16 protein-coding genes and 2 tRNA genes are annotated in these 18595 nt (G+C 66.9%); 14 read left to right on the top strand and 4 right to left on the bottom strand.

The window, feature by feature from the left end:
• Positions 1-42 precede the first annotated feature (42 nt).
• From ABL308_08480 to ABL308_08495, 4 genes are all read left to right on the top strand, one after another.
• Positions 43-975, top strand: a complete 933-nt coding sequence (locus ABL308_08480; GenBank protein ID XBQ14997.1) for an ABC transporter permease subunit — start codon at positions 43-45, stop codon at positions 973-975.
• The gene (locus ABL308_08485; protein XBQ14998.1) at positions 975-1880 is read left to right on the top strand and encodes an ABC transporter permease subunit; all 906 of its coding nucleotides are present in this window, start codon (positions 975-977) and stop codon (positions 1878-1880) included. The genes ABL308_08480 and ABL308_08485 overlap by 1 nt, the downstream gene beginning before the upstream one ends.
• Positions 1881-2118: 238 nt before the next feature.
• Positions 2119-3756: a peptide ABC transporter substrate-binding protein gene (locus tag ABL308_08490; GenBank protein ID XBQ14999.1), complete on the top strand. Its 1638-nt coding sequence runs from the start codon at positions 2119-2121 to the stop codon at positions 3754-3756.
• A 37-nt stretch (positions 3757-3793) separates the two neighbouring features.
• Positions 3794-5008, top strand: coding sequence for a DUF3667 domain-containing protein (locus ABL308_08495; protein XBQ15000.1), 1215 nt, complete (start codon positions 3794-3796; stop codon positions 5006-5008).
• Here the strand turns inward: ABL308_08495 and sppA are convergent.
• Complete coding sequence (sppA, locus tag ABL308_08500; GenBank protein XBQ15001.1) at positions 5005-6807, bottom strand: signal peptide peptidase SppA; 1803 nt, start codon at positions 6805-6807, stop codon at positions 5005-5007. The two genes, ABL308_08495 and sppA, sit on opposite strands and share 4 nt — an antisense overlap.
• Before the next feature lie 147 nt (positions 6808-6954).
• Positions 6955-7031: transfer RNA gene (locus ABL308_08505), tRNA-Pro, on the bottom strand.
• A 177-nt stretch (positions 7032-7208) separates the two neighbouring features.
• On the opposite strand from ABL308_08505, the gene ABL308_08510 reads away from it, so the two are divergent.
• The 9 genes from ABL308_08510 (at position 7209) to ABL308_08550 (ending at position 14422) form a co-directional block, all read left to right on the top strand.
• Positions 7209-7283, top strand: a tRNA-Gln gene (locus tag ABL308_08510).
• Between the two features lie 528 nt (positions 7284-7811).
• Positions 7812-8582 carry a DUF3450 domain-containing protein gene (locus ABL308_08515; protein XBQ15002.1) on the top strand — a complete coding sequence of 257 codons (771 nt, stop codon included), beginning with the start codon at positions 7812-7814 and terminating at the stop codon, positions 8580-8582.
• 26 nt (positions 8583-8608) lie between these two features.
• Positions 8609-10006: a MotA/TolQ/ExbB proton channel family protein gene (locus ABL308_08520; GenBank protein ID XBQ15003.1), complete on the top strand. Its 1398-nt coding sequence runs from the start codon at positions 8609-8611 to the stop codon at positions 10004-10006.
• Positions 10007-10019: 13 nt separating this feature from the next.
• Positions 10020-10541, top strand: coding sequence for a MotA/TolQ/ExbB proton channel family protein (locus tag ABL308_08525; protein XBQ15004.1), 522 nt, complete (start codon positions 10020-10022; stop codon positions 10539-10541).
• Positions 10542-10544: 3 nt separating this feature from the next.
• Positions 10545-10949, top strand: coding sequence for a biopolymer transporter ExbD (locus ABL308_08530; GenBank protein XBQ15005.1), 405 nt, complete (start codon positions 10545-10547; stop codon positions 10947-10949).
• A 15-nt stretch (positions 10950-10964) separates the two neighbouring features.
• Entirely contained in the window at positions 10965-11369 is a 405-nt protein-coding gene (locus tag ABL308_08535) for a biopolymer transporter ExbD (GenBank protein ID XBQ15006.1), read from the top strand.
• Positions 11370-11379: 10 nt separating this feature from the next.
• A complete protein-coding gene (locus tag ABL308_08540; protein ID XBQ15007.1) occupies positions 11380-11997 on the top strand; it encodes a TonB family protein in 618 nt (205 codons plus the stop codon).
• 61 nt (positions 11998-12058) lie between these two features.
• Positions 12059-13612 (top strand): tetratricopeptide repeat protein, encoded by a 1554-nt coding sequence (locus ABL308_08545; protein XBQ15008.1) that lies wholly within the window; start codon positions 12059-12061, stop codon positions 13610-13612.
• 180 nt (positions 13613-13792) lie between these two features.
• A complete protein-coding gene (locus ABL308_08550; protein ID XBQ15009.1) occupies positions 13793-14422 on the top strand; it encodes a TonB family protein in 630 nt (209 codons plus the stop codon).
• A 64-nt stretch (positions 14423-14486) separates the two neighbouring features.
• Here the strand turns inward: ABL308_08550 and ABL308_08555 are convergent, their stop codons facing one another.
• The gene (locus ABL308_08555) at positions 14487-16802 is read right to left on the bottom strand and encodes a S9 family peptidase (protein ID XBQ15010.1); all 2316 of its coding nucleotides are present in this window, start codon (positions 16800-16802) and stop codon (positions 14487-14489) included.
• Positions 16803-16849: 47 nt separating this feature from the next.
• The gene (gene msrB / locus ABL308_08560; GenBank protein XBQ17728.1) at positions 16850-17233 is read right to left on the bottom strand and encodes a peptide-methionine (R)-S-oxide reductase MsrB; all 384 of its coding nucleotides are present in this window, start codon (positions 17231-17233) and stop codon (positions 16850-16852) included.
• A 180-nt stretch (positions 17234-17413) separates the two neighbouring features.
• On the opposite strand from msrB, the gene ABL308_08565 reads away from it, so the two are divergent.
• Positions 17414-18511, top strand: a complete 1098-nt coding sequence (locus ABL308_08565) for a DUF2336 domain-containing protein (GenBank protein XBQ15011.1) — start codon at positions 17414-17416, stop codon at positions 18509-18511.
• The last annotated feature ends 84 nt before the right edge of the window (positions 18512-18595 follow it).

Genomic DNA, 18595 nt, shown 5'->3' on the forward strand with positions numbered 1-18595 from the left:
CACAAAACCGTCACGAAAACGCACCAGCAGCACGGCCCGTTCATGCCCTCATACATCGTCCGCCGCATCCTGGTCGCCATCCCGACGATCCTCGTGATCATCACGGTGGCGTTTTTCATGATGCGCGTCGCTCCGGGCGGGCCTTTCGACCTCGAAAGGCCCATGCCGGAGGAAATCCGGCAAAACATCCTGGCCGCCTACGGCCTGGATCAGCCGATCTGGAAGCAATACCTCGATTATCTCGCCTCGCTTCTGCAAGGCGATCTCGGCCCGTCGCTGAAATTCCGCGACAAGGACGTCGCCGACATCATCGGCGAGGGCTTCCCGGTCTCCGCTACGATCGGCCTTCTGTCGATGTCGCTGGCGGTGGTGATCGGCACGATCTTCGGCTCGATCGCCGCGCTGCGTCAGAACACGGCGGCCGATTTCGGCGTGGTGGGCTTCGCTACTGTCGGCATCGTGATCCCGCCCTTCGTGGTCGGCCCGATCCTGGCGCTGACCATCGGCATCTATCTGGGCTGGCTGCCGTCGGGCGGCCTCGATCCGCGCCACGGCATGACCGTGGACCGATTGATACTGCCGGTGATCACGCTGGCTCTGCCGCAGATCGCGATCATCAGCCGGCTCATGCGCGCCTCGATGATCGAGGTGATCCGTTCGAATTATATCCGCACCGCGCGCGCCAAGGGGCTCTCCGCGCCGGCGGTCATCTTCAAGCACGCGCTTCGTAGCGCGATCCTGCCGCTGGTCAGCTATCTCGGCCCGGCCTCGGCTGCGCTGCTGACCGGCTCGATCGTCATCGAGCAGGTGTTCTCCCTGCCCGGCATCGGCCGGCAGTTCGTGTTCGCCGCGCTGCAGCGCGACTACACCGTGGTGATGGGGGTGGTGATCCTTTACGCCACGCTGATCATCGTTCTCAATCTGGTGGCCGACCTGCTCTATGCGGCGCTGAACCCGAAAGTGAAGTACGACTGATGGTTCTGACCTCCACCCCTTCGGAAAAGGAGCGCATGCTCGAGGACGCGGCGATCAAGGGCCGCTCGCTCTGGGACGATGCGCGCGCCCGCCTTCTCAGAAACAAGGCGGCGGTGGCCGGCCTGATCCTGCTCGCCGTGCTGGTCGTGCTGGCCTTTCTCGGCCCGCTGATCTGGGTGCACGATTCAAGCTTCATCTATCGCGACCGGGTCCAGATCGGTCCGACCTTCGAAAACTTCCACATCTTCGGCACCGACGCGCAGGGGCGCGATCTGTTCGCCCGGGTGCTCGTCGGTCTTCGGATGAGCCTGATGGTCGGCGTGGTCGCCACCATGGTGTCGCTGGCCATCGGCGTGGTCTGGGGCGCGACCGCGGGCTTCATCGGCGGGCGCGTCGACCAGATCATGATGCGTATCGTCGACGTGCTCTATTCGCTGCCCTTCATCTTCTTCGTGATCATCCTGATGGTGGTGTTCGGGCGGAACATCATCCTGATCTTCGTCGCCATCGGCGCGGTGGAGTGGCTGACCATGGCGCGGATCGTGCGCGGGCAGACCATCTCGCTCAAAGGCATGGAGTTCGTCGAGGCCGCCCAGGCCGCCGGCGTCAGCCAGTTCTCCATCATCCGCCGGCACATCGTGCCGAACGTGCTGGGCCCGGTCGTGGTCTATGTGACCCTGACCATTCCGGTGGTGATCCTGGCCGAGAGCTTTCTGAGCTTCCTCGGGCTCGGCGTGCAGGAGCCGCTGACCTCGCTGGGCAATCTGATCTCGAACGGCGCGCGGGACATGGAGATCGCGCCCTGGACGCTGATCTTCCCGGCGCTGACCATGATGATCACGCTGTTCTGCTTCAACTTCATCGGCGACGGCCTGCGCGACGCGATCGACCCCAAGGATCGCTAGGCGCGGCGTTCTGCGCGGCGTGCGCGAACGGTTTCGTCGCGGATTTGTCCGGTTTCGCTTGAAAACGAACACGGTTCTCTAGGAGATTAAGGCCGCGTCAAGCCGGATGCGTTCATCACCGGCTCATTCGCGTCCTGTTCTGTTCAGGAGCGCGGCGCGATCGCCCGGCGGCTCGCCGCCTCTGAAACGAGACATCCGCCGGAGCCCGCTCCGGCCCCGACAATCGAGGGAGACCCCCATGCGCTTCACCTCCAAGTTCGCCCTGGCGCTCGCCGCCGGCGCTTCGGCCCTGACGCTCGCAGCTTGCGGCGGCGGGGACGAGGCCGACAGCGATCTCGTCACCCTGCACCGCGGCAACGGCGCCGAGCCGCTCTCGCTCGACCCGCACAAGGCCTCGGGGACCTGGGAGAACAACATCATCGGCGACATGTTCATCGGCCTGTTCACCGAGGACGTCGAAGGCGAGCCGATCCCGGGCATGGCGGAAAGCTGGGAGGTCTCCGAGGACGGTCTGGTCTGGACCTTCACCCTGCGCGAGGCGCAGTGGAGCGACGGCGAGCCGGTGACCGCGGCCGATTTCGAGTTCGCCATCCAGCGTATTCTCGATCCCGCGACGCTGGCCCAGTACGCCTCGCTGCTCTATCCGATCAAGAACGCGCGCGGCGTGAACACCGGCGAGCTTCAGCCTGAAGAAGTCGGCGTCACCGCGATCGACGAGCGCACCCTGCAGATCGAGCTGGAATTCCCTGCGCCGTATCTGCCGGGGCTTCTAACCCACTACACGACCTTTCCGGTGCCCAAGCACGTGGTCGAACAGTTCGGCGATCAGTGGATCCAGCCGCAGAACATCGAGGTGAACGGGCCCTACAAGCTTCTGCAGTGGAGCGCGAACAACTTCGTGCATGTCGAGCGCAACCCGCTCTTCTTCGACAACTCGAACGTCTGCGTGGACGAGGTCTTCTACTACCCCACCGTGGACAATCCCGCCGCCGAGCGCCGGGTGCGTAACGGCGAGCTGGATCTGAACGTCGATTTCGCGGGGCAGAATCTCGAATTCCTGCAGCGCGAGATCCCCGAGTACGTCCGGATCCACCCCTATCTCGGCATCGTCTACTTCTCGTTCAAAACGACCGAAGCGCCGTTCGACGATCCGCGCGTGCGCAACGCGCTGGGCATGGCGATCGATCGCACCTTCATCGCCGAGGAAATCCTGCAGGCCGGCCAGATCCCGGCCTACTCCTTCGTGCCGCCGGGGGTGAACGACTATCCCGATACCGCGAAGATCAGCTGGTTCGACCAGCCGATCGAAGCGCGCCGCGAAATGGCGCGCGAGCTTCTGATGGAAGCGGGCTTCGGTCCGGACAATCCGCTGCAGTTCGAGTACGCACACCGCACCACCGGCGACAACCCGCGGGTCGCGCCGGTCGTCCAGCAGGACTGGGAGCTGATCGCGGACTGGGTCGATGTCGACATCGTCGGCATCGAGACGCAGATCCACTACTCCAACCTGCGCGCCGGCGATTACCAGATCGGCGACGGCGGCTGGATCGGCGATTACAACGACGCGTACAATTTCCTGTTCCTGGCCGAGACCGGCTCGATCCCGATGAACTATTCGCGCTGGTCGAACGACGAGTACGATCGGCTGGTCGATCAGGCCAACCGCACCCTGGACGCGGAAGAGCGCGGCCGGATGCTGGCTGAAGCCGAGCAGCTCATGCTCGACGAGATGCCCTACATCCCGATCGTCTATTACGTGAACAAGGCGCTGGTGAACCCCGAGGTGACCGGTTGGGAGGACAATCTGGTCCATATCCACCGCACCCGGTATATGTGCTTCGCCGGCGAGCAGGGCGGGGCGGGCGAAGAAGGCTAGGCACAGCCCTTCGCCGCCATCGCCCGGGGGAGGGCGCATGAGCGGGATCGACGAGGCCGCGCAGACTTCAGCCGAGCACGCCGCCGCAGCCGCCGCTGCGGCCGGCGGCGGACCGGCGAGGGCGCGGCCGTCCCGGCCCGCCGAACTCGCTCCTGACACGCCCGAGGGCGTTTGCGCGAATTGTCAGACCGGGCTGAGAGGCCCGGTCTGTCACGTTTGCGGACAGGTCGCCGACGAGTATCACCGGCCGATGGGCGGGCTGCTCGGCGAGATCGTTGAGGGGTTCACAGCGCTCGACGGGCGGGTGGCGCGCACCATCCCCAATCTCCTGCTGCGCCCGGGGCGGATCACCCGCGCCTATCTCAAGGGCGCGCGGGCGCGCTTCATGCCGCCCTTCCGCCTCTACATCATCGCCTCGCTCATCTTCTTCCTGCTGATCCCGGCGATCGACAACGCGATCGGCGACGCCGAACTCGCCAGTTTCGGGGAGGGCTTGCGGTCCGGCGCCATGGAGGACGAGCTCGAAGCGGCGGTCGCCGCCGGCGAGCTCACCGAGGAAGAGGCGGAGGCCGCAAGGCGCGCCCTGGAGCAAATCTGGCTGGGGCCGCGGGAGGCTGAAGAGCCTGCGGCCGCGGACCCGGCGGCCGCGGCGGAGGGTGAAGCCTCGCAAGCGACTGCGCCCGACACCACTGTGACGATCCCCCCGCCGATCCAGATCGGTGTCGGTGGAGAGAACAGCGCCACCCCAGACGCCATCCGGCGATACTTCGCGCCGGAGGATTTCGGTGAGCCGGCGCCGGATACGATCTTCCCGCTTCCTGTACGCCGTCATCTCGGCGAGCGCTTCGCAGAGGCGCAGACCGATCCGGTCGGCTGGCTGAACCGCGCCGCGCAATGGGCGCCGCGTATCATGTTCGTGATGGTGCCGGTCTACGCCCTGCTTCTGAGCCTGGTCTATGTCTGGCGGCGGCGGTTCTTCTTCTACGACCACCTGATCGTGTCGCTGCACCTGCATTCGGCGCTGTTTCTGGTGCTTTCACTGGCCCTCATGCTCGGCGGCATGGTCGGAGCCGGCTGGGCGTGGCTCGCGGTGATCGTGTACTCCAACGTCTATCTCTACCGCCTGCATCGCGTCGTGTACGGGCGCGGGCGGTTTTCCAGCGTCGTGCGCACGATCGTGCTCGACCTGCTTTACCTGGTCGTGCTGATGCTGGGCTTTTTCGCGGTGCTTCTGCTCGGCGCTCTGGTTTAGGGGGCGCCCGCGCCGTCAGCCGCGTCACGGCTTTCAAGCCGAACCCCGCCATGCTCCGCGCTGGCGCGCGCCTCGAGCATCGCCTGCACCTCGGGCAGCGCCAGCACCGCGTCCAGCCGGCCGAGCGCCTGAACGCCCTCTGCGGTCAGGCCGAACAGCTCCTGAAACGCCTCGAGTCCGGCGGGCCTGCGCGGGAAGCGCTTCAGGGTGACGTCTTCACCCGGCGCGATCCCGGCGAGGTCGCGCGCCTCCTCGACCGCCTCGGCGAGACCTCCGATCCGGTCGACCAGGCCCAGCTCGAGCGCCTGCGCGCCGGTCCAGACCCGACCGCGCGCGATCTCCTGCACGCGCTGCAGCGGCAGATCGCGGCCTTCGGCCACGCGCTCGGTGAAGTCTGCATAAGTGTCTGCGGCGAGCGATTCGAAGGCTGCGCGCTGGCTTTCGGTCCAGGCGGTGGAAGAGGAGAACGCGGTGGCGTACTCCCCACCCACAGACAGCGGCTCGATGTTCACCCCGATTCGTTGCAGCGCGCCGTCGATGACGATCTTGCCGGCGACGACGCCGATCGAACCGGTCAGCGTGGAGGCGTTCGCCACGATTCGGTCGGCCGGCGCGGCGATGTAATACCCGCCCGATGCCGCGACAGCGCCCATCGAGACCACGACCGGCTTGCCGGCGGCGCGGGCGCGCACCACCGAGTCCCAGATCTGGTCGGACGCGATCGCTGATCCGCCGGGGCTTTCAACCCGCAGCACGATCGCGCGGACCTGCGAATCCTCAGCGGCGGCGTCGATCGCTGCGCTGAGCCGGTCCGAGCCCACGACTGCGCTCGCCGCGAAACCGGCCTCGCCAGCTCCGGTCTCGATCGGGCCCTCGCCGCCGATGAGCGCGATCACGGCGCCGCCGGCCTGCCGGGCCGGCCGGGCGCGGGCGTACTCTTCCACCGCCACGAATCGAGCCCCGTCGCCGGCGTGCGCGAGCGCCGAATCGCGGGCGGCGTGCAGATGACCCAGCCGGTCGGCCAGCCCCGCCTCGACGGCGCGCTCTGCCGTGTAGGGGCCCTGTTCGATCAGCGCGCGCATGCGGTCCGCCTCGATCCCGCGATCCTCGGCGGCGGCTTCGACCGCCGTGTCGAAAAGCGAACCCAGCCAGGACAGCGTCGCCTCGCGATGCGCCTCGGTGTAGTCGTTGCTCACGAAAGGATCGGCCGCGCTCTTGTACTCATAGAACTGCAGGAATTCGGCTTGGGCGCCTGTCTGCTCGATCAGGTCGCCGAAGAACACGGTCTCGGTGGCGTATCCGGTGGCCGAGAAGCTCGCGGTGTCCTGAAGCCAGATCTCGTCAGCACCTGACACGGCGAAGTAATTGGCGACCGCCGGACCCTCGAAGCCCTGGGCGTGCGCGACGACGGGCTTTCCGGACGCCTGGAAGCGGGCGAGCGCGCGGCGAATCTCCTCGGCCTGGCCCGGCGACATGCCCAGCGGGTTCGCGCGCACGAACACCGCTTCGACCTGATCGTCTGCGGCGGCGCGGTCGAGGGTCAGGCCGAGCTCGGTGACCGACAGCGGCTGGGCGAAGAGGAAGGGCGACAGGCCTGGCTGATCGAGCCGCGGCGCGCGAAGATCGAGTTCCAGAACGACGGCGCCGGAGGGCAGGGCGGTCTGGCTGGCGTTCTCGGCGTCCTGAACTGCAGAGGCGATCAGGCCGGCGATCGCGAAAACGATGAAGACGCAGAACAGCACGGCGGCGGTGATCACCCCCGCCACGGTGCCGAAAAAGCTGAGCCAGAACTGCTTCATGATCGTCCCCTCTAATCCACGATCTGAAGCCTAGGGGCGCGATCGGGCGGGGTCGAGCGAAAGCGGGCGAGCGCGCGCTTGGCGCCGAAGCGCCGTTGCGCGGATGTGACTCGCGAATATCGGGACGACGCGGGGGCAGGGAATGAATGGTCGGAGCAGCAGGATTTGAACCTGCGACCCCTGCCTCCCGAAGACAGTGCTCTACCAGGCTGAGCTATGCTCCGAACCGAGGCGCGGCTTATAGCGCCGCGATTCCAGCGAAGCAAGCGCTCCGGGCGCCGCTGCGCAGCGGCCGGACGGCGGCGCCGCAACCGGGGTGAAAACGGCTGCAGCACCGGCGTTGCACTTTCCTGAAAGCCGGGCTATCAACCGCCGCCCGCGACCGGAGCCCCGGTCGCTGCTGGGGCGTCGCCAAGTGGTAAGGCAGCGGTTTTTGGTACCGCCATTCCCAGGTTCGAATCCTGGCGCCCCAGCCATCTTCCCTGTTCCAAGGATTTTGCAGTTGCTCAGTGCGCCGTGAAGACGGGCCGCGCTGCGCGCTTTTCGCGTCACAGCGCCCCCCTTGCGACCCGCCGATATTGCGCCGGCTTCCACCGTCCTGCCCTTTAGGCAAAGGGATTTCAAAGGGTTGGCCGCTTTCGGCGGCGGAGTGCCGCCCCTGTCGCAAAATAGCCACCGTCCAGGGTTAAACATCGTTAACGCCGTCGCGAAGGCCGGTCGGGCTGCTGCATGAGCGGTTGATCGGCCTGCGAGCGCGGTGCTAGCGTTCACGCAATCGAAATAGACGGCGGTCTACGCCGCGTATCGAGGGGATGACGATAAACGCGCGTTGTTTCCTCACATTCCATTCGCGGCGCTCCTGACCGGGCGCTGCCGCGCGGTGCGCCGCGTTTATTTTGTTGGGGGGCCGATGCCGTCGCGGTCGACGATCGGCGCACCGAAGAGCGAGGGAAAACGGAAGCGCACGGGCACTTAAGTCCGTGCGGGCTACTGTGAGGCAAACCATGTCCAAAAAGTTTCAAGCAATCCGCATGACGCTCGCGGCCGGGGCCACCGCCCTCGTCTGCGCCGCCGGCGCTCACGCCCAACTCGACCAGGCGCTGCAGATCGCGCGCCAGTCGACCCAGGCCGGCGCCCAGGCGCAGGAGCAGATCGACCGTCTGGCGGACGACGCCGACAACGCCGAGCGCCAGTATCTCGCTCTTCAGGAGCAGATCGAAGGCCAGCGCGTGTATCTCGAGCAGCAGCGGGTCTTCCTGCGCTCGCAGGAGAACGAACTCGCCGCGCTGCAAAGCCAGCTCGAGCGGGTGGGCAATATCGAGCGCGACCTGACGCCGATGATGCTCGAGATGTTCGTCGCCCTGGACGAGTTCGTGCAGCAGGACCTGCCCTTCCAGATGGACCTGCGCACCCAGCGTCTCGCTGAGATCCAGGAAGTGCTCGGCGATGCGGGCATCCCGCCGGCCGAAAAGTACCGCCTGCTTCTGAACGCCTATGAGATCGAAGCCTCCTACGGCCGCTCGCTGCGCGCCTACACCGAGGAAGTCGAGCTCGACGGCGTTCCGGTTTCCGCCGAAATCCTTCAGATCGGCCGCGTCGCCCTGATCCGCGACGCCGGCGACCGGCTGGAAATGCTGACCAAGGACAATCCGGAATGGCGTTCGGTCCCGGGCTCGATGGCCCAGGACGTCCAGCGCGCGTTCCGCATCGCCAACGAAGTGACCACCCCGGAAGTGTTCGTGGCTCCGCTGCCCGGACCTGAGGCTGCTCAGTAACCGGACCCGACGGGAGAGAAACGACGATGAAAACGCTCATCAAATCCATTGCGGCCGCGTCGATGGCCATGGGCCTCGTGGCGGCTCCGGCCTTCGCGCAGGCCGACCGGGAACCGGTCAACTCGATTTCCCAGCTGATCGATCGCGTCCGCCAGGACGCGCGTGAAGCCGAAGCCGAGAACCAGCGCCGGCTTCAGGAATTCCGCGCCGACCGCGACCGCCAGGCCGCGCTTCTGGCGCAGGCGCGCAGCACGCTGGCCGCTCTCGAAGCCCAGGCCGATCAGGCCGAGGCCCAGTTCGAGGCCAACAGCGCCCGCATCGCCGAGCTCGACCAGCAGCTGCGTGAAGAGCAGGGCGCCTTCGGCGAACTGTTCGGCGCGGCGCGTCAGGCCGGTGGCGAATTCGGCGCGATCCTTCAGTCCTCGCTGATCTCCGCGCAGTATCCGGGCCGGGCCGAACCGCTGCTCGAACTCGCCGAGAGCCGCACGCTGCCCGAGCGCAACCAGCTCGACCAGATCTGGCGCACGCTCATCCAGGAAATGAACGCGCAGGCCGAGGTCGTGACCTTCCAGCGCCGCGTGCTCGGCCTCAACGAGGGCCAGCCGGTGCCGGTCACCCGCGTGGGTCCGTTCAACGCGGTCGCGGAATCCGGCGGTCCGGTCTACGTGCAATGGACCACCGAGGAATCCAACCGCGCCGCGGGCTATAACCTCACCGCGCTCGAGCAGCAGCCCCCGGGCCGCCTCATGGGCGCCGCGTCGGCGCTGCTGAACGCCGAACCGGGCGAAATCGTCGCCGGTCCGGTCGATCCCTCGCGTGGTGCGCTGCTGCGCATCTACAAGGACGTTCCCGATCTTCAGGAGCGCTTCGCTCAGGGCGGCATCGTCGCGATCATCATCGCCGTGCTGCTGGTCCTGTCCGCGGCGTTCGGTCTGTTCCGTCTCTTCTCGCTGCTGATGACCACTTCGGCCATCAACGCGCAGAAGCGCCGCTCGACTGCGTCCAAGTCCAACCCGCTGGGCCGCATCATGCTGGCTTACGAAGAGGTCAAGGACCGTCCGATCGAAACGATCGAGCTGAAGATCGACGAAGCGATCCTTCGCGAGACCCCGAAGCTCGAATTCGGTCTGAACTTCCTCAAACTCGCCGCAGGCGTCGCGCCGCTGCTGGGCCTTCTGGGCACCGTGACCGGCATGATCCGGACCTTCACCCAGATCACGCTGTTCGGCACCGGCGACCCCCGCATCATGGCGGGCGGCATCTCCGAGGCCCTGGTGACCACCGTGTCGGGCCTGATCGCGGCCATCCCGCTTCTGTTCATCCACTCCTTCGCGGCCAGCTTCGCGCGCGGCGCGCAGCAGGCCCTGGAAGAGCAGGCCGCCGGGATCATCGCGCGTCACGCCGAAGAGAAGTCCGCGGGCTAAAGGAACAGAACCGATGGATTTCCAAGGCGCCCTCACAAGTCTTCAGGAGTTCCTGGAGCGCGGCGGCCCGGTCCTGAACTGGATCATGGCCCTGACCTTCGTGATGTGGGCGTTCATCCTGGAGCGGCTGGCGTATTTCGGTTTCGCGCACAAAAGCGTGCGGGACCGGGCGCTGAAGGAATGGGGGGCGCGCGGCGACCACCATTCCTGGCACGCGCTGGCCATCCGGGATCAGCTCATCAGCGAGGTCAAGGCGAAGGCGGAGCAGAACGTGGAGCTCATCAAGACCCTGGTCGCGGTGGCTCCCCTGTTCGGCCTGCTGGGCACCGTGACGGGCATGGTTTCGGTCTTCGACGTGATGTCGATCTCCGGCTCCTCTGACGCACGCGCCATGAGCGCCGGCGTCGCCCGGGCCACGATTCCGACCATGGCCGGCATGGTGGCCGCGCTGTCCGGTCTCCTGTTCTCAAACCAGATCGAGCGCATGGCGAAACGCCGCGTGCACGAGCTGGCCGACGACCTGGAAGTGGAGTGATCCATGCGTAGAAGAGCCAGGCGCGGGAGCGATCAGGCCGACGTCAACATGACGCCGATGCTCGACATCGTGTTCATCCTGCTGATCTTCTTCATTGTGACCGCCACCTTCCTGCAGGAAGAAGGTCTCGATCTCCGTCCGCCCCCTCCCAGCGAGGAGCCGCCGGAAGAGTCGAACCCGGTCATTCTGGTGCAGATCACGAACCAGAACCGCGTCTTCGTGAACCAGGACGCCACCAGCGAGCTTCGCGTGCTCTCGGCGGTGTCCCGGATCCGCGCCGAGCAGCCGAATTCCGCCGTCCTCATCGAGGTCGCGCAGGACGCCGAGCACGGCACGATGGTCCGTCTGGTCGACGAGCTGCGGGCGAACTCGATCCCGGTATCGATTTCGCGCGCTAACGAAGAATAACGGCAGGAGACCCTCATGGCCCGCCGCCAAAGCCGAGTGCTGCAGGACGACGCCGACGTCGAACTGGATATGACGCCGATGCTCGACGTCGTGTTCATCCTGCTGATCTTCTTCATCGTCACCGCGGTCTTCGTGAAAGAGCCCGGTATCGAGGTGGAACGCCCTGAAACGGTGACGCAGGAGCGCGAACGTCCTACGCTCCTCGTCGCGGTCAATTCAGAAGGCGAGATTTTCGTCGACGGCGACGTGTACGAACTCAGCCAGCTGCGGAACGTGTTCGAGCAGCTGCGCGAAGAGAACCCGCGCGCTGAAGCGATGATCCAGGGCGACGCAGGCGCGCCCGCCGGAACCGTCCTCGACGTCCAGGAACTGCTCATGGACATGGAGATCCCGGTGAAGATCTCGACAGAAGAGCGCTAGGGAGGACATCATGGCGAGCATCATCCGCCTTCTGATCGGCGTGCCGATCGCCGGAGCGATCACTTTCCTGCTCTTCATGCTGATGCAGGCGCTCATCTTCACAGACGAGGTCACGCTCGAGGACGCCGGCGACGAGCTGATGATCTCGATCAGCGAGGAAGTCGAGGAAGTCCAGGTCCGCCAGCGTGACGTCACGCTCGACGACGTCGACCAGGTCGAACCGCCCCCTCCGCCTCCGGAGATCGAGCGGCAGGCGGCCGAGACGCCGAGCGAGGACATGTCCACGATCGTCGGTGAAATCCCGGCTTTCGAGGAGCCCTCTCTCACTGGCGACAATATCAGCTTCTCGGTCTCCGACCGCGACGCTCAGCCGCTGGTGCGTATCGAGCCGGAGTATCCCGTGCGGGCCGCCGAGCGCGGCGTGGAAGGCACGTGCGACGTGACTTTCGATGTGACGCCGGACGGGGTGACCACGAACATCCGCATCCTCAGCTGCGACAGCTCGTTGTTCGAGCGCGCCGCCATCCGGGCCGTGGAACGCTGGCGCTACCAGCCGAAGATCGTGGAAGGCACTGCGGTGCGGCGGACAGGCGTGGTGACGCAGTTCAACTTCCAGCTTGATGGATAGAATTGTGGTCTTCCGTGCCGGGTTCGCCGGACAAGGGCGACTGAATTCCAAGGAGCCGAGAATGGCGCAGAAAACAAAAATGTTTCGGATCTCCGACATCCTGACGGCAGGCTCGGCCCTTCTCGTCGCCTCCGCGGTCGCGCTCGCCGCCGCCGCTCCGGCGGACGCCCAGCGCAATCGCGACCGTGACGAGCAGTCGGAGGCCGAACAGCAGAACCGTACGCTTTCCGCGCGGGTCGGTGAGGCGGTCCAGGCGGCCGTCGAGGCGCAAGACGCCGAGCAGTGGGGCCAGATGATCCAGCTGCTGAACCCTCTGCTGAATCAGGAGATCACCCCGTACGAGCGTTCGATCGTCCTGCGACTGCGCGGCACGGCGTATTTCCAGCAGGACAATCTCGCCCAGGCCACCCAGGACTTCCTCGGGGTGATCAACACCGGGGCGCTGACCCAGGACGAGGCGAACACGCTGCGCATCAATGTGGGCCAGCTCTACATGGCGCAGGAACAGATCGACGAAGGCATTCGTCAGTTCGAACTCGCCATCGCCAACGGCGCGACCCTGAACACCCGCCTGGCCAAGATGCTCGCGACAGCTTACGTCCAGGCCGAGCGTTTCCAGGAGGGACTGCGCTATGCCGAGCAGTTCTATCGCGATGAGCAGAACAAAACGCTTAACGATTACAACCTGATGCAGTACTACTACACGCAGCTGAACCGTCCGCAGGACGAGCTGCGCGTGATCAGGGACGGTCTCAGCGCCTATCCCGGCGAACGCCGCTCCTGGCAAAACCTCGTGGCCATCTTCGCGCGGCTGAACCGTGAGGAAGACGCGTTCGAGGCCAACAAGCTGATGTACCTCAACGGCCTGTTCCAGGAGTGCAACGAGGTGTTCCGCCTCGCTCAGTACTACTCCGCCTTCGACGTGCCCTACCGGGGTGCGAGCATCCTTGAGCGCGCGATCAATTCGGGCCGCTGCGAAGGCGATCGCGAACAGCTCGAACGTCTCGCCAACATGTGGCGTCAGGCGGCCGAGTTCGACCGCGCCATTCCCGTGATCGAACGCATCGCGAGCCAGACCGGCGAGGGCGAGTGGTGGCTTCGCCTGGCTGAGGCGAACTATCAGCTCAACAACTTCGCCGAAGCGGAATCGGCGTTCGAAACTGCGCTCGAGCGTGGCGGGCTGGACAACGCCGGCGACGCCTGGATCCTGCTCGGCGACTCGCGTCTGAAGCAGGGCAAGCGCCAGGAAGCGCTCGCCGCCTTCCGTCAGGCGACGAACTTCCGCGGCTCGGCTCAGCGGGCGAACGGCTTCATCCGCTTCGTGACGAGCCAGATCGAAGGCGAACAGCGCCGCGCCGTCCAGCGTGAGCAGATCGTCATCGACGAATGTTCGCTCACGATCGCCGCCGAACGCCGTTCGCTGGTTCTGATCGGCGAGGTGGATGCGGACGGGAGGGTGACCTTCCCCGAAGGCGCCATTCCCGATCAGTGCTCGCGCTACTTCAACCAGCGCACGGGCGACCAGATCCGCGAAGCCGGCATGAGCGACGAGGAAGCCGCTCAGTACCAGGCCGATCAGGAAGCCGCCCGCCAGGCGCGCGCCGCCGCCGGCTAGCCTCCGGCACGGATCGGTATGATCAAAACCCCGCCGGGTTCGCCCGGCGGGGTTTTTCTTCGCCTGGGCTCCAGGCCGTGAACGCCAACCGCAAGCTGAACGCTGTTCGCCGATTCGCGAAACGCGCGATCCTGTGTCACGCTCCCAGACGGGCCGGGGGGCTCGCTCAGGGAGGACGCCATGAGCATGGTTTCCGACACGGCGCCGGCGCGGTCAGGCGCGCCGGTGCGCTGGATACCCGCCGTGCTCGGTGCGGCGGCGGTGACCGCAGGCCTGTTTCTTCTGATGACCTGGCTGATCGCCGAGGACATCGTCAGGATCGAGGAGCCGGCAGGCCTCGAGCCGATGAGGATCAGCTTCGATCCCGAACCGATCGCGATAGACGAGGGGCGCGATCCGCCGGAGCGGATCGACACCGAGCCGCCCCCGCCCGCTCCCCGTATTCACACCGAGAACGCCGCCCCGGCACCGGGGCCGACGGTCCAGCCTGCGCCGCCGCGCGTCGAGCCGGTCGTCGAGCTGATCGGTCAGGGCTTCACGCCCGCCCCGCCGGTGGACGTGCGTGTGCCGCCCGCCTATCCGGCGCGCGAGCAGGGCCGTGGCGTGGAGGGCGACTGCACCGTGCGCTACGACGTCACGGCGGCAGGACAGGCCGTCAATCTCGAGGTCGTCCGGTGCGACAGTTCAGGCTTCGCCCGGGCCACCGTGGATGCGGTCAGCCAGTGGCGATTCGCCGTCTCCGGCGGGCGGGCGTCAGACGAGATCGTCGCGCGCGGGCAGACCACGACGCTGCAATTCAGGCTGGACTGACCCGAATGAAAAACGGCGCGGGGCTGTGGCCCCGCGCCGCCTTTTCAGCGCTTCGACCGGTGGATCAGTCGTCCACCGCGTCCTGACCGGCCGCCGCGGCGGCCTGTGCGGCTTCAGCCGCCTCGGCGTCGGCGAGGCCGACGGTCATCAGGGCGAAGGCGTAGTCCTCGGCCCGTTCCTTCAGCGAATCGAACCGGCCCGACGCGCCGCCATGGCCCGCGCCCATGTTCGTGCGCATCAGGGTGAGGCCGTCATCGGTGCGGCGGGTGCGCAGACGCGCCGCCCATTTCGCCGGTTCCCAGTAGGTCACGCGCGGATCGGTCAGACCGGCCGTGGCGAGCACGTGGGGATAGTCCTGCGCGCTCACCTGATCGTACGGCGAGTAGCTGGCGATGTAGTCGTACGCCGCCTCGTCCTCGATCGGGTTGCCCCATTCGGGCCATTCGGGCGGGGTGAGCGGCAGGGTGGGGTCGCTCATCGTGGTCAGAACGTCCACGAACGGCACCGCCGCGATGGCGCCGGCGAACAGCGCCGGATCCTGATTGATCGCCGCGCCGACCAGAAGCCCGCCGGCCGAGCCGCCATGGGCGACGAGCCGGCCCTCAGAGGTGTAGCCTTCTTCGACGAGGAAGCGCCCCGCGTCGACGAAGTCGTTGAACGTGTTCTGCTTTTTGTCGAGCTTGCCGTCGAGATACCACTGATAGCCCTTCGCCATGCCGCCGCGGATATGGGCGATGGCGTAGACCATGCCCCGGTCGACAAGGCTCAGCCGCGAGGTGGAGAAACCCGCCGGAATGGTGATGCCGTACGAGCCGTAGCCGTACAGCAGCACCGGGGCGGAGCCGTCCATCGGCGTGCCTTCGCGGTAGAGCAGCGTGACGGGCACCTGCTCGCCGTCGCGCGCGGTCGCCTGCAGGCGGCGGACGACATAGTCCGAGGCGTCGTGACCGGAGGGGATTTCCTGGCGCTTGATGAGCGTGCGCTCACGGCTCGCCATGTCGTAGTCGTAGGTCTCCTCCGGCGTGGACGGGCTCTCATAGGAGAAGCGCATCGTGTCCACGTCGTACTCGTAGCCGCCGTCGATCCCGAGCGCGTAGGCTTCTTCGTCGAAGGCGATCTCGTGCTCGGCGCCGTCGGCGAGATTGCGCACCACGATGCGCGGCAGGGCGTTCGAACGCTCCATGCGCACCAGCCAGTCTTCAAAGCCCATCAGGCCGTTGACCAGCACGCCGGGGCGGTGGTCGATCAGCTCCGACCAGTTCTCCCGCCGCGGATCGGCGAGCGGGGCCTGCATGATCTTGAAATCCACCGCGCCGCCTGCGTTCGTGCGGACATAGATGTTCCCGCCCGCCTCGGTCAGCGAGTATTCCACGCCCGGATCGCGCTCTGAGATCAGGATGGGTTCGGCGTTCGGGTCGTTCGCGTCGAACACCCGCATCTCGGACGTGGTGTGGTCGTTGGCCGACAGGACGATCCAGGTGTCGCCGTCGGTCTTGCCCACGCCCAGGAAATACCCGCTGTCGGCTTCCTCGTAGATCAGCTCGGGCTCGGCCGAACCGATCTGCTGGCGGTAGACCCGGCGCGGACGGTTGTTCTCGTCGCGCCAGACCCAGTACAGCGTCTCGGAATCGTTCGCCCAGACCATGGAGCCGTAGCCCTCGTCGGTGAGGGTGGCGACGTCCTCGCCGGTCTCGAGATCGCGGATCTTCAGCTCGTAGAATTCGCTGCCCTTGGTGTCGACCGCATAGGCGAGATAGCGGTGGTTCGGGCTGTGCTCGACCGCGCCGATGTCGAAATAGTCGATGCCTTCGGCCTCGGCGTCGCCGTCGAACACGATCTGCTCATCGCCCACCGGGCCGTCTTCACCGGCCGCGCGGCGCGCGAAGACCGGGTACTGACCGCCTTCGCGGAAGCGGGTGTAGTAGAACCAGGGCCCGTCCTTTTCCGGCGGGCTGGCGTCGTCTTCCTTGATGCGGCCGCGCATCTCCGTGTAGAGGCGCTCCTCGAGCGCGGTCAGCGGCTCCATCACGGCGTTGTAGTAGGCGTTCTCCGCCTCGAGATGGTCGCGGATGTCCTGGCGCAGCACGGACGGGTCGCGCATCACCTCCTGCCAGTTGTCGTCGCGCAGCCAGGCGAATTCGTCGGTGCGCGTGCGGCCCAGCTGTTCGATCGTCTGCGGACGGGCTTCGGGCGTGGGGGCCTCGATGCCGCGGGCGCGGGCGATCAGATCGGAAGGCTGGGTGTCGGCGGTCGCGTCCATGGCGATGTCGGTCTCCGTGGTTTCGGACGGCGCGGACGCCGTGTCGCAGGCGGCGAGCGCCGCAACGCCGGCGCCGGCGAGCAGCACGGCGCGCAGCGCGAAGGGCAGGGTGGTCTTCATGATGTCTCTGTCCGGGCGGCCGCCCGGCTCCCCTTGTTATGAGGCGGTCAGTCTTCGCCCGCGTTCGGGCGGAAGTCCAGAACCGCGCCGTTGACGCAATAGCGCAATCCGGTCGGCGGCGGGCCGTCGTCGAACACATGGCCCAGATGCGCGCCGCAGTTCGAGCAGTGAAATTCGGTGCGCGGCATGAACAGCTTGAAATCGCGCTTGGTCCCCAGCGCGCCCTCGTCGGCCGGCGCCCAGAAGCTCGGCCAGCCCGACCCGCTTTCATACTTCTCCGCGCTCGTGAATTTCGTCTCCCCGCAAACCGCGCAAGCGTAGACCCCGGCGCGCTTTTCCGCGTTCAGCGGGCTGCAGCCGGGCGCTTCGGTACCTTCATGAAAGGCGATGCGGTCGACTTCGGGATCGAGCTTGTCGCGCAGTCCGGCGATGGTCTCGGCGTCCAGCCTGGGCAAGGGCGGCCTCCTCGGTTTTGTTGGCGATCCTGGATATAGGACGCCGCCGGCCTGGGCGCGACCCGGGCCCCTGCGCCGTTCATCATACCGGTAGACCATTGTTTAACGCCGGTGGGGCAGTCTGCCGGCTGAGAGCCAGCATCGGATCCGCGCGACATGGCCGAAGACTTCTCACCGCGACCGACCGCGCCGCCCCCGCCGGGCGAGGGCCGCGCGCGCGCCCGGCTGACGCGCCGGCTGGCCGACATCGTCTGCCTGCCCGCCAGCCGAGTCGCCCCGCAGGAGCGGTGGATGACCGCCGACGTGCTCGAAGAACTGCTCCGCGCCGCGGACAGCGGCCTGAGGGCGAAGGTCGCCGCGCGCCTGGCCGAACAGGCCGAAGCGCCCGCTTCGCTTCTGCGCCGTCTGGCGCTGGACAGTTTCGAGGTGGCCGAACCGATCCTGCGCTCGTCCCACGCGCTCACCGATTTCGACATGATGGAGATCGCCGCCAAGGGCGAGCGCCGTCACCGCATCGCGCTGGCCCGCCGCGAGCACGTCTCCGAAACCGTCGCCGCCGCTTTGGCCCAGTCCGCCGATCCCGACACGATCATGGCGCTTTTGCGAAACCAGGGCGCGCGGCTCGCGCCGCAGACGGCGGACTTCCTCGTGCGCGAAGCGGCCGAGAACGAGGAGATCGCCCGGCTTCTGGTGCGCCGGCCCGAGCTGCGCCCCGTTCAGGCCTTCGTCCTGTTCTGGGCGCTGGGCCACAGCCTGCGCCGGCAGATTCTGGACCGCTTCGCCGCCAGCCGGGCGATCCTCCAGGAAGCGGCCTCTGACGTCTTTCCGCTGGCCGCGGCCGAGCGCGATCCCGATCCCGTGGTGACCGAGGCGCTCGCCTATATCGATCGTCGCCAGCGCAACCGCGCCGCGGCCGACGTCTCGCCCTACGGCTCGCTTGAAAAGCTGCTGCAGCGCGCCGCCCAGACCGGGTTCAGCGACACGCTGCGCGACGAGGCGGCCTCGCTCGCCAACATCCAGCGCGATCTTCTCGACAGGATCGTCGACGATTTCGGCGGCGAGCCGGCGGCCGTCCTCGCCAAGGCGACCGGGCTCGATCGCGCTCACTTGTTCGACATGCTCGAAGCGATCGACACCGCCGACGGCGAAACCCGCGCCCGCCAGGCCGCCCGCGTCTTCGACGGGCTCAGCGTGGACAAGGCCCAGACCGTGCTGCGCTACTGGAACTGGGTGATCGCGCGCGGCCGCGGCTAGGCGCGCGGCCCGACCTGAGCCGTATCGCCGCGCGGGCTGGCGTGCCGCGCCGGGGACGCTATCTTCCCTCCCCGAACAGATTTC

This window comes from Oceanicaulis sp. (assembly GCA_040112665.1).
Taxonomy (GTDB): domain Bacteria; phylum Pseudomonadota; class Alphaproteobacteria; order Caulobacterales; family Maricaulaceae; genus Oceanicaulis.

Bases quoted from the DNA above. Each gene is read 5' to 3' on its own strand.
- ABL308_08520 (XBQ15003.1), top strand. From the start codon at position 8,609: ATGAAAACGCTCATCAAATCCATTGCGGCCGCGTCGATGGCCATGGGC.
- ABL308_08525 (XBQ15004.1), top strand. From the start codon at position 10,020: ATGGATTTCCAAGGCGCCCTCACAAGTCTTCAGGAGTTCCTGGAGCGC.
- ABL308_08535 (XBQ15006.1), top strand. From the start codon at position 10,965: ATGGCCCGCCGCCAAAGCCGAGTGCTGCAGGACGACGCCGACGTCGAA.
- ABL308_08490 (XBQ14999.1), top strand. From the start codon at position 2,119: ATGCGCTTCACCTCCAAGTTCGCCCTGGCGCTCGCCGCCGGCGCTTCG.
- ABL308_08480 (XBQ14997.1), top strand. From the start codon at position 43: ATGCCCTCATACATCGTCCGCCGCATCCTGGTCGCCATCCCGACGATC.
- ABL308_08555 (XBQ15010.1), bottom strand. From the start codon at position 16,802: ATGAAGACCACCCTGCCCTTCGCGCTGCGCGCCGTGCTGCTCGCCGGC.
- ABL308_08565 (XBQ15011.1), top strand. From the start codon at position 17,414: ATGGCCGAAGACTTCTCACCGCGACCGACCGCGCCGCCCCCGCCGGGC.
- ABL308_08545 (XBQ15008.1), top strand. From the start codon at position 12,059: ATGGCGCAGAAAACAAAAATGTTTCGGATCTCCGACATCCTGACGGCA.
- sppA (XBQ15001.1), bottom strand. From the start codon at position 6,807: ATGAAGCAGTTCTGGCTCAGCTTTTTCGGCACCGTGGCGGGGGTGATC.
- ABL308_08550 (XBQ15009.1), top strand. From the start codon at position 13,793: ATGAGCATGGTTTCCGACACGGCGCCGGCGCGGTCAGGCGCGCCGGTG.
- ABL308_08485 (XBQ14998.1), top strand. From the start codon at position 975: ATGGTTCTGACCTCCACCCCTTCGGAAAAGGAGCGCATGCTCGAGGAC.
- ABL308_08495 (XBQ15000.1), top strand. From the start codon at position 3,794: ATGAGCGGGATCGACGAGGCCGCGCAGACTTCAGCCGAGCACGCCGCC.
- ABL308_08515 (XBQ15002.1), top strand. From the start codon at position 7,812: ATGTCCAAAAAGTTTCAAGCAATCCGCATGACGCTCGCGGCCGGGGCC.
- ABL308_08540 (XBQ15007.1), top strand. From the start codon at position 11,380: ATGGCGAGCATCATCCGCCTTCTGATCGGCGTGCCGATCGCCGGAGCG.
- ABL308_08530 (XBQ15005.1), top strand. From the start codon at position 10,545: ATGCGTAGAAGAGCCAGGCGCGGGAGCGATCAGGCCGACGTCAACATG.